The following is a 13826-nucleotide window of genomic DNA, read 5'->3' on the forward strand; positions in this document are numbered from 1 at the left end:
TGTCCTCATTGTCCCCTTTGGAATTATTATTTAGAGGTGACAACTGTCCTGCCATAGGGGGGTAGACAGCAATTCTTCATCAACCCTAATAAAAAAATCCTAAGTACGCAAGAAAAATACTACTCTTTTTCAGCTCATTCTTAATGGGTTATTTATATTATTACTATTAAGCTTATCTAATTATTCCAGTTAAGCAATTATCGCTTAGCACTGACCCATCCATTCATCGAATTATAAAAATACAGATTCACCTCACCCTATGAAACCAACTTCATAGGAACCCTACCATGTCTTATTCACACCTAAACCAACCGCTAGTTGTAGCAAACGTTCATAATCTGGTTACGGACATACTGGCAAACACCATCAGTTTTAATGAGACGATGGATAAACTGAACGGGTGGTATTACCCGTTCATGAATCATCTCAATACTGAGTTATTCTATTTACAGCCAGTCTTGGCATTCTTGAGTGCTACTCAAGCGATCGTTGGTGATACATATCCAGAAAATGTTATTTGGGACCATGATAAAACACAGCGTTTTATCACCATGCTGTCATGCTATAGAAATGATATTGAGCGTGAATGTATTATGTTCAGCTATAAGGAGTCTCAAAACAAAAGAGAGTTAAAGCAGTACACACAAAGCCTGACTAATCATTATTCAAGACTGCTCTTTATCCGTATCGATCTAAAGTACGCAAAAGAAACTAGCCATCATGTGTCTATTGAGGATTTTGACGCTCACATGAGAAAATTTAGAGAGCTTATCAGTAATAAGAAAACATGCTTTGAGCATCTTCAAGGCAATGCTTGGGCTCTTGAACAAGGTAGTGAAGAATACGGATTGCACTGTCACTTACTACTGATATACGATGGCTCACAACGACAGAACGACTGGTATTTAGCTCGTGAGGTGGGCGAGAAATGGAAAATAATGACAGGGGGTCTAGGTGAATACTACAGCTATCATGATTCAGAGCGTAAGCAGCAGTATAAGCAATACGGCAAATTAGGTATCGGCATGATCCATCGTGATAACCCTCAGGAAGTAGAAAATGCTGTAGCGTCAGCTTTATACCTAACGAAGCCAAACAAGAATGAGCAGCAGCTTAAATCGTGGCTACCAAACATGCGCACCTTTGGTCATGGTATTTATAGAATACCAAAACGTCGCGGACTACCACCCATAGCAAAATAATTTCAGATATACAGTATCCCCATGAGATGAGATAAGGAGCCTAGCTACCTTGTCCATCTACCCCTAAACGTCTAATCAAGGTCTGCTAAAAGCAGACCTTTTTTATGCGCTACTATCAAGGAGATACTATGAAACCTATCTGTCCCAACTGTCACTCAGCTCATGTCATAGAAAATATAGATACCAATACGCAAGGTATGGCAGAGCATCTGTTCTCACCAAAGCTATTAGTCAGTCTGGGCGTAAGCGTCTGCAAGTACTACAAGATCAACCCTATGATTGGCATGGTCGCAGGCGGTGCTATTGCTACCGTGATCAATCTGGCACAACAAAAGCTGATCCAACCACCACTCATTAAAGAAGCTGTCATGCCGTGCTATCTATGCACTACCTGTCAGCATACCTTCAGTATCTGATTTCCTCACTTATCCAAGTATTTATCAAACCATAAAGGAGCAACACTCATGGCACATTTAATAGAAAGTATGGCATACGTCGACGAAACCCCTTGGCACGGCTTAGGTAACGAGCTATCTTCCAAACAGCCAATTGAGGTCTGGGCACGCGAGGCTGGGATGGATTGGCGTATCGAGTCCTCAGATGTGAGCTACATGGCAACCAATGATAAAGGTCAAAACCTGATCATGCCTTATGACAATAACAAGGTGCTGTACCGTAGTGATACCTTAGAACCACTATCTGTTGTTAGTCAGCGCTATCAAGAAGTACAACCTAATGAGATTTTAGAGTTTTATCGTGACCTGACTGAACAAGCAGACTTTGAGTTAGAGACCGCAGGTGTTTTAAAAGGCGGTCGTAAGTTCTGGGCACTCGCCCATACGGGGCAATCAGCAACACTACGTGGCGGTGATGTCAGTCATGGCTATTTGCTACTAGCAACCGCTTGTGATGGTACGCTTGCCACCACAGCACAGTTCACCAATATTCGCGTGGTGTGTAATAACACTTTAGCGATCAGCCTAGCTAATGGCAGTGGCGGTGTGGTGAAAGTACCGCATAGCACGACCTTTGATGCCGACAAGGTCAAACGTCAACTGGGCGTCTCCGTCAGCCAGTGGGATGCGTTTAACTATGAGATGAAGCAATTAACCAATAGACGCGTCACGCAAGCAGAAGCAGCCAACTATTTAAACCGTGTGTTTAACGATGTCAAAGATGATGGCCTCATTCTATTTAATACGGCGAAGAAGGAAAAAGATGCGGTTCCTAATGCAAAAGCGATGAATCAGGTGATGAGTATGTTTAATGGCCAAGGTCGCGGTGCTGATTTGGCTTCTGCTAAAGACACGGCTTATGGCTTATTAAATGCGATGACAGAGTTTGTTGATCATGAACGCCGTGCGATGTCGCAAGATCATCGCTTGGACTCAGCATGGTTTGGGGCAGGAGCGAAGCTTAAAGATAAAAGCCTCGACGAAGCACTACGCTTGATTGCCTAGATAGTCTAATCCAATGAATCAACCACGCCTTTGCGCGTGGTTTTTTTATGCCGTCAATCACACAAGCTGCTTTCACCACTTACTAAGAATAAACTTCATAAGGAGCTCACTATGAATATGATCGCATTAAACCATACAACCACAACTCAGTTAAAACCCAAACGTTCAACCATTACAGGTAAAGCGTCTCGAACTGCTAAACCTAAAACCAAGGGCAAACCAGCAGAAGTCATGCTAAAGCAAAATAAAACGATTGATAAACCGGTTCAAGCAAAGACAACAACCACGCCTAAGCGTTTGGTCAATACCAAAAAACTAAGCCGTGAAGACTGGCTTGAGGTACGCAGACAAGGTATTGGTAGTAGTGACGCTGCCGCTGCCTGCGGTATCCATCCGTATCTGTCCATGCTGGAATTATGGATGATTAAGACAGGACGCATGAGCTCAAACATCGATGCCAGTGATAATAACGGTATCGATGGGTATTCTCCGCTCTACTGGGGCAATACCTTGGAGCCCATGGTCGCGAAATACTATCAAGAGCATACGGGGAATAAGGTTAGGCGTGTCAATGCCGTCTTGCAGCATCCTGATCCTAATAAAGCCTTTATGCTGGCGAATTTAGACTATGCCATTACAGGTAATGATGAAGTACAGATTTTAGAGTGTAAAACCGCTGGTGAACATGGTGCCAAGCTGTGGAAACATGGTGTACCGTTATACGTCACCTGCCAAGTACAACATCAACTGGCGGTGACTGGTAAACAAGCTGCCCATATCTGCGTACTGCTGTGTGGACATGAGGCCAAGATATATAAGGTTGAGCGTGATGAGCGTTTAATTGACTCCATCATCGAACACGAGCGTCTGTTCTGGCAATACGTAGAAACAGATACGCCGCCAACCCCTGATCATAGCGAGTCAGCAGCAAGAGCATTAAAACAGCTGTATCCAACGGCTAAGCCGTCAAGCAAGGTTGATTTGCGCGAAGACGCTGGCGCTAACAAGTTGTTTGAGCAATTGCTTAGCTACCGTGATTACATGCAAGAGCTAGAAGAACGTTATGATCAAGTCAAGCATCAGCTACAAACGCTAATTGCCGATAATGAAGTCGCTGTGTTCGGTAAAGGCGCAATCTCTTGGAAACGCTCGAAAGACAGTGTTGGCCTTGATAGCAAAGCTGTCATAAAAGCCTATCCTGAATTGCTTAAGCAATTTATCAAAACAAAGCAAGGCAGCAGACGCTTCGTTGTGCTCAATGACTAAGCTATCAGTTACTTAACCATTAACTAATCACAGCGAATCAATCACAGCGCATAAAGCTCACCTATCACAGGTGGGCTTTTTTATGGCTCATCAAAACAAAAACACATAAGGAATATCACCATGATTAAAGGTCTAACAATTACCCCGCCCGTATTAGGTCGCATCAGCATTGGCCGTGTCATTGAAAAGGATGGCAAGCGTCTGCCTGCCAAAGATGATCAGTTCACGATTACCAGTCAAATCCAAAACAAGGATGGCTGGGTTAACCATCCACTTGATGCAAAGTTACGCGAAAATAATGACGGTAAGCTCAGACAAATACCAGTACGCATGTTGTTTAATGATCCTGAGCTGAATTTACGCGCAGAATACACGCTATTCGATAGACAAACAGGCCGTCCATTATGCGTGGGTGATGGTGAGAGCTGTCAGCGTAGAACAAGCAATGGGGTTGAGCAGCTTCCTTGTCCATCTCCTGATCGCTGTCCGTTGGCACAGGGCGGTGCTTGTAAGCCGTATGGTCGGCTGTACGTGAATCTGTCTGAAGACGATGAGCTAGGCACGTTTATCTTTCGAACTACTGGTTTTAATAGTATTCGAACGCTTGCAGCACGCTTAAGCTACTTTGCCGCAGTATCAGGTAATAAGCTGTCGTGTTTACCACTGCAACTTACCTTACGTGGCAAAAGCACAACCCAAAGCTATCGCACACCAATTTACTTTGTAGATTTAACGTTACGTGATGACGTGACACTAAAGCAAGCGGTACAAGATGCACAGGCAATTGATACGGAACTGAGCGCGCACGGCTTTGATCAAGCGGCCTTAGAAGAAGCTGCCAAACAAGGTTACGTAAATTCCTGCTTTGAGATTGATAGCGATGGTCTGCTTGATGTGGCAGAAGAGTTTTATCCCATGGAGACAGAGGATATGAGTAGTACTCAACAAGGGAATTATCAGAATGGGTTAGCCACTCAGAACATGACGAGCATCGAGCAGGGACTGCGGAAAAGCGTGACAGCGGTGAGTTAAAGCACTCGAGATAGATATGGGGCATAAAAAAGCGCTGAAAGATCAGCGCTTTTTTTATTGTCTGAGTCAAGGTTAACGGCCGGACGGTATGGGATGCCGTAAAAAAATATGGGACTCCGTAACTGTATGAGAAAAAAGTTCTCATTAACTTATAAGGAGCAAGTAATGGAAAATTCGAACGAGAGCATACCGAAAAACGTATCAATATCTAGAACTTTACAGATACCTCGCATGGTACCGCTCAAGCAGGTAATGCATTATACAGCGCTTAGCAGTACTACGATTTACGATATGCTAGACAAGAGATCTAAACGCTACGATCCTACCTTCCCTGTCCAAGTAAAGCTTTCAAAAGGTCGTGTAGCGTGGGTTGAAAGTGAAGTCGCTGAATGGATTGAGAGCAAGATAGCTGCTCGGATTCACTGATCAAGGATAGAAAATAAGCCGAACTACGCGGCTTATTTTTTTGCTATCTTTAACCGCATCTAGCTATCTTTAACCGCATCTAGCTAGGTTTAGCCGCATCTAGCTAGGTTTAGCTGCATCTAGCTAGGTTTAGCTGCATCTAGCTAGGTTTAGCTGCAAGGTACCAGACTTGATTCTTAGATATAACTAAACCATCGCGGCGCATTTTCTGTAATAGGTTACGCACTTTATGTTTGCGCTGTTTGTCATCTAATACTTGCGGTAATTTATTAGTCAGCATCTTATCAAAGTCAGCTAGTCTACCTCGTTCAAACGTCTTGAGGTACTCTATAATCAAGCTTTGATAATGCATGTCATCTAAGCCACGCATCTGCATATACTCTGCCTGCTGCTCTGTATGCCTCGCCACATCAGCAGCAATCATATAATTATTTTTACGCCCTTCTATCAGTGATTTTTTACGTAGTGCTTCTGCTTCATCTTCAGTGATCGCTTGACCTTTTTGTACTTTATCAAGCGCTATAATGTCGTGTAATGCAAGATTATCGACTGTGGCTAGCTGCTTGGCATACTCTTGATCAAGCACTTTACCTGTGAATTTTACACGTACTCTTTCATGGGTTAAGTCATAATCTGGCAAAGGAAAAAAACGCTTGTATTGAATCTGATACATTTTTTTGATGCCACTACCGATGGTATCCATCATATTTAAATTGACCATGGCATTGACCAAAAACGGATTGCGATAGCTCGCCTCAGGCGCATCTTGCAATAAGACATTATCGATGGTTTTAGGAATAAACTCGCCACTATTTTGAAACACCAGCGTTGAGTCTTCTTTTTCGACCACCGTAATACGTCCGCCTAGCTGATAATCTTGATGACCAATGGCATTACTTAATGCTTCACGGATGATATAAGGATCGTACTGCTGCACCTCTTCAGGAAATAGCGTACCAGTAGGCATGTAGCGGTAATTTAGGTTGCGGATTTTGTTATAAACCTCATCCAAGGCTAACAAAAACGGCGGTTCAAAATGTTGATAGTCTTTTTCAATGCCATCAATGCCTTTTAGAATCCAAGTGATATGCGCTTGCGCTGGGCTTAAAAAATACGTGGATTCGTAACGCCCTAATAAAATGATAGCGGTATTGGTGATCTGACCGCGAATGGTAATTTTGGCTTTATTTAAAAAAGTGATGTCATCCCATCCTTTTATGTCCTCAGCTAAACGTTTGTTCTTATCAGCAAAGACTTGTCTGGCCACAACAATGGCTTTAGGATCAAGGTCTTCAAGCGTTGCATCGTGACAAATCTCAGCACTCCAGTCATCCGCTCGATTTTGCCACAGCTTACGGCTTTGATCTGGGTATTGCTTAAGCAGTTTTGTGAAGCTACCAATACGAATGTAAGGCTCATGCAAAAAACTAATGGGCGTATTGGTAGCTGCTGGAATCTCGAATAGTACTACCGCTTTACCATCAATCCTTAGCTCATGGATGGTGAAATGGATCTTGGGGCTTAAACGGCTCACTAGCCAATGCTCTAAGTCTTCGTTGCCTTTGGCTTTTTTTGTCTTCGGGCTAAAGTTTGTACCCATAATGTTATGTGTGCCATCCTCCACCCCGAACACCAAGTAGCCAAACTTCTTGTCAGCCAAACAAGCGCCATTGGCAAGCGCAGATATACGCTTACCGATCTCATCAGGACTATGAAAGTTATGTTTAAACTCAAGCCACTCTTGTTCGGTTGGTTGTTGGATAAGCTTTAGGACAAGATTTTGATAGTGGTTAGGCATAGTAGGAACGCTAAAATTAGTTAGGCTTGAATAGTTTTGTTTTATCCATTATACGCTGTCAATTGTGCGAAAGCAGTGTATTGGCTGGTTTTGTTTATGCTAAGCTAGCACATCTTGTACCAAACAATTTTTCGTAAGAATATCATCAACTAAAAAATAGATGTTAAATCAGATAAAGGGTAAATATGGCTACTTCAGTTGAATTCTACAAAGTAACTTTCAAAAAAGAAGAGTCACAAAACTCTAAAACCTTGAAAGATTATTTCGCTTCAATAGTGAGTAAGTCTTTTGGGTTTAAAGATCAGTATGATAGAGATTTTTACGATTTTAATCTGATACAAGCAAAATACTACGGTGGCTCTTTCAGAAAAATAAGAACTGATGAGATCATTGAGACTGGTAAGGTTGGAGCAGCTGCTAAAAAATTAAGCTATACCAAAGGTGAAGGTAAATTAGAAACCAACCACCTTGTTTTCTTTCCTAAATATAGCGTAATTGGCTATATAAGAAACGTACACGCTAATCATTATAAAAGACTAGAAAGCTGTTTGTCAGAAGCATTTTGTAGGGATGTTATAGTTTCACCATTAATAACTGCTGGCTCTCTCAACCAAATACTTCAAAACCGAACAGTAGTAGCAATAGATTTTTCTGTGCCTATTAGTTCAGCTCAAGCAACAAACAACGGCCAACTATGGTCTGATAAAGCAATGAAAGCTGTTGATGATTCAGGAGGAGACATTTTAAAAATGCAAATCGGTCTCGACTTACGTAAAAGCGAGCGTGGAATAATTTCAAAAGTCTCTGAAAATATTAGTAATCTATTATCATTCAACCCGACACGAGCTGTCGTAAAGACTCAAGACATTGACGGAAAATACGATTTAATAGATCTTATTGCTGATAAAATAGTCTATAAAGATGAAACCTATTCGTACACTAAAGACGCTCTTCAACCGAGTGCTATATACGATAAGATTGTGACTGCTTATCTAGGGAAGCTAGATGAAATCGAACAAGTATGCTGAGATAATAAAATGGTTAGCTCTGAGCTTAGTCATCTCAGTTGCTTTATGTGCTTTTTTATACAATGAAATTCTTAGCACTTCTTCTGTAATGATCAATGAAGTGTTAAAAACTTTGATTACTCTATTTGGCACAATGTTAGGGTTTGTTCTTACTCTAATGGCAATTGTTATAAGCTTAATAGACAAGCGTTTGATTAGAAATATGGTGAAATCAGGTCACTACAATAACCTCTTGATGAGTAGTAAGTTGTTGTCATTACTGTATTTCATTAGTATAGCCATCTATCTAGTAGCATTGATGGTTACAGTTCGACAATCCTTTATATTCTTAATCTCTATTGGTGCTACTCTAGTTACCGCTATGTACTCACTTAGAACAGCCTATAAATTTTTTCAGATTTTTAAGCATATAGAACCTAATAAATAATTAAATCTTGCAAGTAGCAAAATCCACCAAAAAACCTTGCTGCTTAGCTATACTGAGATTAGTAAATTATGCAACTCACTAAACGCGAATATATAGCTTTCGAACTACTAAAAACCAAGAGTATCACTGTAAATGAGTGTTATAAACTTGCTGATGAGTTTATAAGTAAGTCTAACGTTATTATTGACGATCCTACTACTGAGAAAGGCTGGATTGAGCAGATTTGGGAATGGGCTGACAAGTTTCAATTAACTGAAGACGAAGTACCACGGAATAAAAAAGATTTGCTCGAATTAGATACCCTGAATATCTATAGACATGAAATGTGGAATCCGTATTCACCAGTCATTACCTATTTGCCTGAAGTCATTACTGAGCTACCTAACTTAAATCGTATTGCTGTTCAATATAATTGGCTTGTGCGATTAAATGAGAATATAGGTCAGCTAAGAAATCTTGAGTATTTGATTTTGACGGAAAACTTCATGACTGAATTGCCCGAAGAGATAGCACAGCTTAGCAAACTAAAGGGATTGGATATTGAAGATAATAAATTCTCTGAACTACCTGACTTCATTGGAGAGCTTATTAACTTAACATGGCTAGTAGTCAAGTCTAATAAACTGAAAGAACTACCTGAGAGTATTGGTCAGCTGATTAATTTAAAAGATCTAAATATTGAATACAACGTCTTAGCGGAACTCCCCCAAAGCATTGGAAAGATGATCAGCTTAGAAAAGCTTGAATTAGGCGAGAATGCTTTGATTAATCTTCCTGAAAGTATTGGTGCATTAAGTAACTTAAAAGAGCTCATTGCATATGACAATCGATTAACCACCTTACCTGACAGTATAGGTAAATTACATAATTTGGAAAAGCTAACTTTATGCAACAATCAACTAGTTGAGCTACCCGATAGTATTGGTCAGCTTGCAAGTTTAAAAGAACTTCATCTTGGTAATAATAAACTAGCTGAATTGCCTCTTACTATTTGCAATCTTAAAAATCTCGACTATATCTATATAGATAGCTACTTACTAGCTAAACTGCCTGAAGCAATTAAGCAGTTTTTAAATACCGTTCCGCATGTAATAAGTTGGGATAATTCATAGAAATGATCTTAGCTGTACTCAGAATCACGATTGAATACAGTAAAATTGTATTTTTTGATATTAGTACTTAAGTGTCGGATACCATCACCTGACCATTCATTAGCATAGGAAGAAGCCAGTCTCTAATCTCAACTAATTTTTGACTCTCTGTAACATTTTTATACATTAGCTTATGAATAGGGTTAACTTTTCTATTAAATTCATCAAACATTTTTTGTAAACCCTTCATTCTTAACACAAAATAATCATAGAATGGTTAACCCACCTGTCTGTACTCAAAACGTATCATATCATTGAGTGAATCGTGAGATCTTTCATTATTATAGATCCCAATCCAAACCTCAGTAAGCTTCCTCACTCCATTTAAATTATTAAAAAAGTGACAATTTAAAATCTCACTGAGTTTGTATGAGGTTTAATATAAACACTATAATAATTTATCTATTTTCTGTGTCAGCGAAAGTCCTATCATCATATTCGAAATCATCGCAGACAGATTGCTCAGCCTTTCTTTGAGCAATGTCATTTTTCAACTGTTGCTCTTCAATACTTAATTCTTCATCATCGTCATATGGGCCACTCATTAAAATCTCCTTATATCCATTAAATAAGGAGTTAGTATCAAATGATTAGACTATTCTTTCAAGTAAATTTTTGATAGCTTATTGCAAAATTTCTGTAAAGTTCGTTTATATAGTTGGATACCTGCCTAAAGAATCGCCTTGAATTATTTTGACCTAGTTTTTATTTAACCCCAAATTTTACTCATTCAAATACAGCTCGGCCATACCATCAAGTCTCGCTTTTACCTCTTTCCAGTTCGGCATAACTTGAGTTAACAAGCGCCAAAAATGCTCACTATGATTGTGCTCGGCGATATGACATAGCTCATGCAGTATCACATAATCAATGCATTCCTTTGGTGCTTTGACTAAGTGTGGATTGAGGATTAAATTTCCTTTATTTGAGCAGCTTCCCCATTGTTTTTTCATGGTCATTAACTTCAATGAAGGATTATTTTCTACCCATGAGGCCTTATGTATCAAGGCCTCAAGCCTCTCTCTAGAGACCGACGTAAATTTATCTTTATACCATTTATCAATTAAGCTTTTCACGAGAACCGCTCTTTTTTCAGCGTCTAATTCAGAATCGTTTTGAGACAATTCTACATGTAACTTACCGCGACTGAGCTTCACCGTACTGTTTATTTTATCGTTAGTTTTTGCATCGGTTATCACTTTTAACACGTAACGACGGCCTAGATAAAACTGGGTTTCGCCGCTGACATAACGTTTGGGTAATACATGATCTTGTTGCTTGGCAAAGTCTTGTAGGCTTTGCCATATCCAGCGAGCACGTTTCATCATCGCGTCATGTATCATCTCATCGCTGGCATCGACAGGTGCGGTAGCAACCACACGTTGATCAGGATGTACCTTGATCACAACTTTGCGAGGTTTAGTCTTTTCGATAATTAGCTTAACGCTTCTAGACTTGTTTTTTGCTTCTTTACGCACGACTTCATAATGGATCTTATCTTCACCATAATGAAAGTCTCCATTCTCAGTCATTGCCTACTACCCTCTTGCTGCACGTGGGCTGCTTGTTTCTCTTGAAAGCCCAAGTCGGGTAATTTTTAGTACTGCTTCAATGAGCTGCTGCGCTTTATCGATACCTAGGTCAGGAAATAACATTGGCAATAAACGTCTATTAATCGCATTTTCAATTTCTGCTGGATTAATAGAATATTCAGCCACTGCTGTCTTAACAATCTTATCAATCTCAAAGGCGTAAGCGATAAGCTTATCGTTATCTAACTCTTTATCCGCTAAAAAATCAGCGTCAAACAAATGCTTAAATAAACCAAAATACGCCTGGGCATGTTTGTTTGATTTGCCATTACCATCGATAAAGCTATTTGGTATATCAGCGACATCGCGGTCTTTTACGGCTTGTTCGAAGTTAGCAAACGTCATGTACTGCTTTACAGGTGCATCAAACATGGCTTTAGCATCAGCAATCGCCTGCTTAAGCAATTTAGAGAAATACTCTTGAGCATAAGGATCATCAGCCAGATCTTGTTCAATCATCTTAGTGACACGACCAGTAATTTTATCCGTTTGGTTACGGGCTTCATCATCGCTTAATTCTTCAGGCTTAACATCCTTACCTAAGTTGCCAACCAAGTAAGCACCTTTTGCCTCACGAACCTCAAGCCCTGCGATATGCTTATCCAGTAAGCTGCGAATATCTGCTTCATACTCATCGTAATCGATGGTTTCATCAGCATCCTCGCGCACTTGCTTACGTAGATTGATAAAGGCTTTTAGATCGGCTTTATAACGATCACGCTTGCTATCAAACGACTTATCTTCAAAGAAAGACGCCGATTGCAACGCAATTTTCATGGCGTTAGAAAATGTGGTTAAAGCTGCATAAAAGTCGTCACGTTCTTTAAGCTTGGTATCGACTACTCTGCCCTCTATTTCCTGCATCTTTGGTGCAAGCACCTGTCTTAGCGCTTGTCCGTCTTGTTTATTTTTCACCGATGAGAATATGGCCCACAGCTCGCTATGCAGTCTGGGTAACTGCTTGTACTCGGTATCCATCGCGTTATACAGACCTTTGAGGTCTTCGATATCAAAGCCTCCTTGCGTACGTTCTGCTAAGTCTTGGTATTTCTCAATGGTGATATCAAGCTCTTTTAAGATGCCACGATAATCAATGAGATAACCAAAACGCTTCTTCTCATGCAAGCGGTTTACCCGTGCAATCGCCTGAATCAAATTATGCTGCTTTAAGGGCTTATCGATATACAGTACTGTGTTTTTTGGTTCATCAAATCCCGTTAGTAGCTTATCAACGACGATCATAATGTCAGGACCATCATCCTGACTAAAGGCTTCTATGATGGCTTTTGTATAGGCTTTTTCATCACCGCCATACTCTTTGGCGACATTGGCTTGCCACCAGTTCTGGACGATGTCTTTTGACTCACCATCAACAGTGTCATGCCCTTCACGGGTATCAGGTGGTGACATAGCGACCACTGAGGTCACTTTACCAATCTTATCTAACGCCATCTTATAGCGGATAGCTGAGGCTTTAGAGTCACAGGCCAGTTGACCCTTCAGGTACTGCTGTTTAAAGTTTTGGAAGTGATCAGAGATGTCATGAGCGATCAGCTCAATACGACCTTCAACCTGATAGATTTGACCTTTTTGTGAGAACTTACGTTTAAGGTCAGTCTTTTGATCATCGGTAAGCTTTTGAGTGATACGGTCAAACCAAGCATCAATGGCTTGGTCATTGGTATTCAATTCAGGGATACGCTCTTCATATAAGAGTGGCGTGACCGTTTTGTCTTTGACCGCTTGCTGCATGGTATAGGAGTGAATGATGCTACCGAATTTATTTTCGGTCTTATCATCCTTTAGCAATGGCGTACCTGTAAAGGCAATAAAAGCGGCGTTTGGCAGGGCTTGTGCCATACGAATATTATTCTCACCGTTTTGGCTACGGTGACCTTCATCGACCATGACGATGATGTTTGGGCTATCGTTATAGCATTCATCATACTTAACGGCTGAGCCAAACTTATTAATAATAGAGAAGATAACCCGCTCATTACCGTGACCGATTTGCTGTGCTAAGCGGCGACCAGAGGTTGCCATGGCATCTGATTTATCACGATCACTAAGCACACCACCAGAAGCAAAAGTTTTACTAAGCTGAGTTTCCAGATCGACACGGTCGGTGACGATAATGACTCGGCATTTCGCGAGCTCCTCTAACCAAATAAGTGCTTTGGAGAAAAACACCATGGTGAAAGATTTACCACTGCCTGTGGTATGCCAAATGACACCGCCCTCACGACTGCCCTTCTCATTAAAGGTACTAATACGCTCAATCAAAGCTTTAATGCCGAAGACTTGCTGATAACGAGCAACAATTTTGCCAGCCTTTTTGTCAAACAAGGTAAACATGCGCGTTATCTCAAGCAGACGCTCAGGCTGCAAAAGGCTGATGATTAAGCGGTCTTGGTCGGTGACGGAGTTTTTCAAGGTAGTTGTCA

General features: G+C 40.7%; 14 protein-coding genes. 9 read left to right on the top strand and 5 right to left on the bottom strand.

Translation table 11 applies throughout. The annotated features are described in order from the left end of the window. Positions 1 to 287 precede the first annotated feature (287 nt). The 6 genes from B2P60_RS07570 (at position 288) to B2P60_RS07595 (ending at position 5386) form a co-directional block, all read left to right on the top strand. A complete protein-coding gene (locus B2P60_RS07570) occupies positions 288 to 1202 on the top strand; it encodes a YagK/YfjJ domain-containing protein (RefSeq protein ID WP_286740360.1) in 915 nt (304 codons plus the stop codon). Between the two features lie 128 nt (positions 1203 to 1330). Next, complete coding sequence (locus B2P60_RS07575; RefSeq protein ID WP_286740362.1) at positions 1331 to 1618, top strand: hypothetical protein; 288 nt, start codon at positions 1331 to 1333, stop codon at positions 1616 to 1618. Positions 1619 to 1666: 48 nt separating this feature from the next. Beyond that, on the top strand, positions 1667 to 2662 hold the full coding sequence (locus B2P60_RS07580; RefSeq protein ID WP_286740364.1) for a DUF932 domain-containing protein: 996 nt from the start codon (positions 1667 to 1669) through the stop codon (positions 2660 to 2662). A 231-nt stretch (positions 2663 to 2893) separates the two neighbouring features. After that, the gene (locus B2P60_RS07585) at positions 2894 to 3928 is read left to right on the top strand and encodes a YqaJ viral recombinase family protein (RefSeq protein ID WP_414706634.1); all 1035 of its coding nucleotides are present in this window, start codon (positions 2894 to 2896) and stop codon (positions 3926 to 3928) included. Positions 3929 to 4048: 120 nt separating this feature from the next. Beyond that, positions 4049 to 4960: a hydrolase or metal-binding protein gene (locus B2P60_RS07590; RefSeq protein ID WP_286740368.1), complete on the top strand. Its 912-nt coding sequence runs from the start codon at positions 4049 to 4051 to the stop codon at positions 4958 to 4960. Positions 4961 to 5125: 165 nt separating this feature from the next. Further along, positions 5126 to 5386 (top strand): helix-turn-helix transcriptional regulator, encoded by a 261-nt coding sequence (locus B2P60_RS07595; protein ID WP_095569640.1) that lies wholly within the window; start codon positions 5126 to 5128, stop codon positions 5384 to 5386. A 139-nt stretch (positions 5387 to 5525) separates the two neighbouring features. On the opposite strand, the gene B2P60_RS07600 is transcribed toward B2P60_RS07595, so the two are convergent. Then, positions 5526 to 7184, bottom strand: coding sequence for an RNA-binding domain-containing protein (locus B2P60_RS07600; protein ID WP_286740371.1), 1659 nt, complete (start codon positions 7182 to 7184; stop codon positions 5526 to 5528). Between the two features lie 185 nt (positions 7185 to 7369). On the opposite strand from B2P60_RS07600, the gene B2P60_RS07605 reads away from it, so the two are divergent. The 3 genes from B2P60_RS07605 (at position 7370) to B2P60_RS07615 (ending at position 9751) form a co-directional block, all read left to right on the top strand. Further along, positions 7370 to 8212, top strand: a complete 843-nt coding sequence (locus B2P60_RS07605; protein WP_286740373.1) for a hypothetical protein — start codon at positions 7370 to 7372, stop codon at positions 8210 to 8212. After that, positions 8190 to 8639 (top strand): hypothetical protein, encoded by a 450-nt coding sequence (locus B2P60_RS07610; RefSeq protein WP_286740379.1) that lies wholly within the window; start codon positions 8190 to 8192, stop codon positions 8637 to 8639. Before B2P60_RS07605 ends, B2P60_RS07610 begins: the two co-directional genes overlap by 23 nt. Before the next feature lie 68 nt (positions 8640 to 8707). Further along, positions 8708 to 9751 carry a leucine-rich repeat domain-containing protein gene (locus B2P60_RS07615; protein WP_286740381.1) on the top strand — a complete coding sequence of 348 codons (1044 nt, stop codon included), beginning with the start codon at positions 8708 to 8710 and terminating at the stop codon, positions 9749 to 9751. A 256-nt stretch (positions 9752 to 10007) separates the two neighbouring features. Here the strand turns inward: B2P60_RS07615 and B2P60_RS12365 are convergent, their stop codons facing one another. From B2P60_RS12365 to B2P60_RS07630, 4 genes are all read right to left on the bottom strand, one after another. Further along, complete coding sequence (locus tag B2P60_RS12365) at positions 10008 to 10145, bottom strand: integrase core domain-containing protein (protein ID WP_143516801.1); 138 nt, start codon at positions 10143 to 10145, stop codon at positions 10008 to 10010. A gap of 43 nt (positions 10146 to 10188) precedes the next feature. Continuing rightward, complete coding sequence (locus B2P60_RS07620; RefSeq protein ID WP_286740383.1) at positions 10189 to 10335, bottom strand: hypothetical protein; 147 nt, start codon at positions 10333 to 10335, stop codon at positions 10189 to 10191. 177 nt (positions 10336 to 10512) lie between these two features. Beyond that, positions 10513 to 11322: a M48 family metallopeptidase gene (locus tag B2P60_RS07625; RefSeq protein WP_286740385.1), complete on the bottom strand. Its 810-nt coding sequence runs from the start codon at positions 11320 to 11322 to the stop codon at positions 10513 to 10515. A 6-nt stretch (positions 11323 to 11328) separates the two neighbouring features. After that, the coding region (locus B2P60_RS07630; protein ID WP_286740387.1) for a type I restriction endonuclease subunit R at positions 11329 to 13826 on the bottom strand (2498 nt) is incomplete at its 5' end.

This window comes from Psychrobacter sp. UBA3068 (assembly GCF_002366815.1).
Lineage (GTDB): Bacteria > Pseudomonadota > Gammaproteobacteria > Pseudomonadales > Moraxellaceae > Psychrobacter > Psychrobacter namhaensis.

What these genes read in the sequence shown, in the direction of transcription:
- B2P60_RS07625 (WP_286740385.1), bottom strand. Translation starts at nt 11,322, where the DNA reads ATGACTGAGAATGGAGACTTTCATTATGGTGAAGATAAGATCCATTAT.
- B2P60_RS07570 (WP_286740360.1), top strand. Translation starts at nt 288, where the DNA reads ATGTCTTATTCACACCTAAACCAACCGCTAGTTGTAGCAAACGTTCAT.
- B2P60_RS07610 (WP_286740379.1), top strand. Translation starts at nt 8,190, where the DNA reads ATGAAATCGAACAAGTATGCTGAGATAATAAAATGGTTAGCTCTGAGC.
- B2P60_RS07575 (WP_286740362.1), top strand. Translation starts at nt 1,331, where the DNA reads ATGAAACCTATCTGTCCCAACTGTCACTCAGCTCATGTCATAGAAAAT.
- B2P60_RS07585 (WP_414706634.1), top strand. Translation starts at nt 2,894, where the DNA reads ATGCTAAAGCAAAATAAAACGATTGATAAACCGGTTCAAGCAAAGACA.
- B2P60_RS07600 (WP_286740371.1), bottom strand. Translation starts at nt 7,184, where the DNA reads ATGCCTAACCACTATCAAAATCTTGTCCTAAAGCTTATCCAACAACCA.
- B2P60_RS07580 (WP_286740364.1), top strand. Translation starts at nt 1,667, where the DNA reads ATGGCACATTTAATAGAAAGTATGGCATACGTCGACGAAACCCCTTGG.
- B2P60_RS07615 (WP_286740381.1), top strand. Translation starts at nt 8,708, where the DNA reads ATGCAACTCACTAAACGCGAATATATAGCTTTCGAACTACTAAAAACC.
- B2P60_RS07605 (WP_286740373.1), top strand. Translation starts at nt 7,370, where the DNA reads ATGGCTACTTCAGTTGAATTCTACAAAGTAACTTTCAAAAAAGAAGAG.
- B2P60_RS07620 (WP_286740383.1), bottom strand. Translation starts at nt 10,335, where the DNA reads ATGAGTGGCCCATATGACGATGATGAAGAATTAAGTATTGAAGAGCAA.
- B2P60_RS07595 (WP_095569640.1), top strand. Translation starts at nt 5,126, where the DNA reads ATGGAAAATTCGAACGAGAGCATACCGAAAAACGTATCAATATCTAGA.
- B2P60_RS07590 (WP_286740368.1), top strand. Translation starts at nt 4,049, where the DNA reads ATGATTAAAGGTCTAACAATTACCCCGCCCGTATTAGGTCGCATCAGC.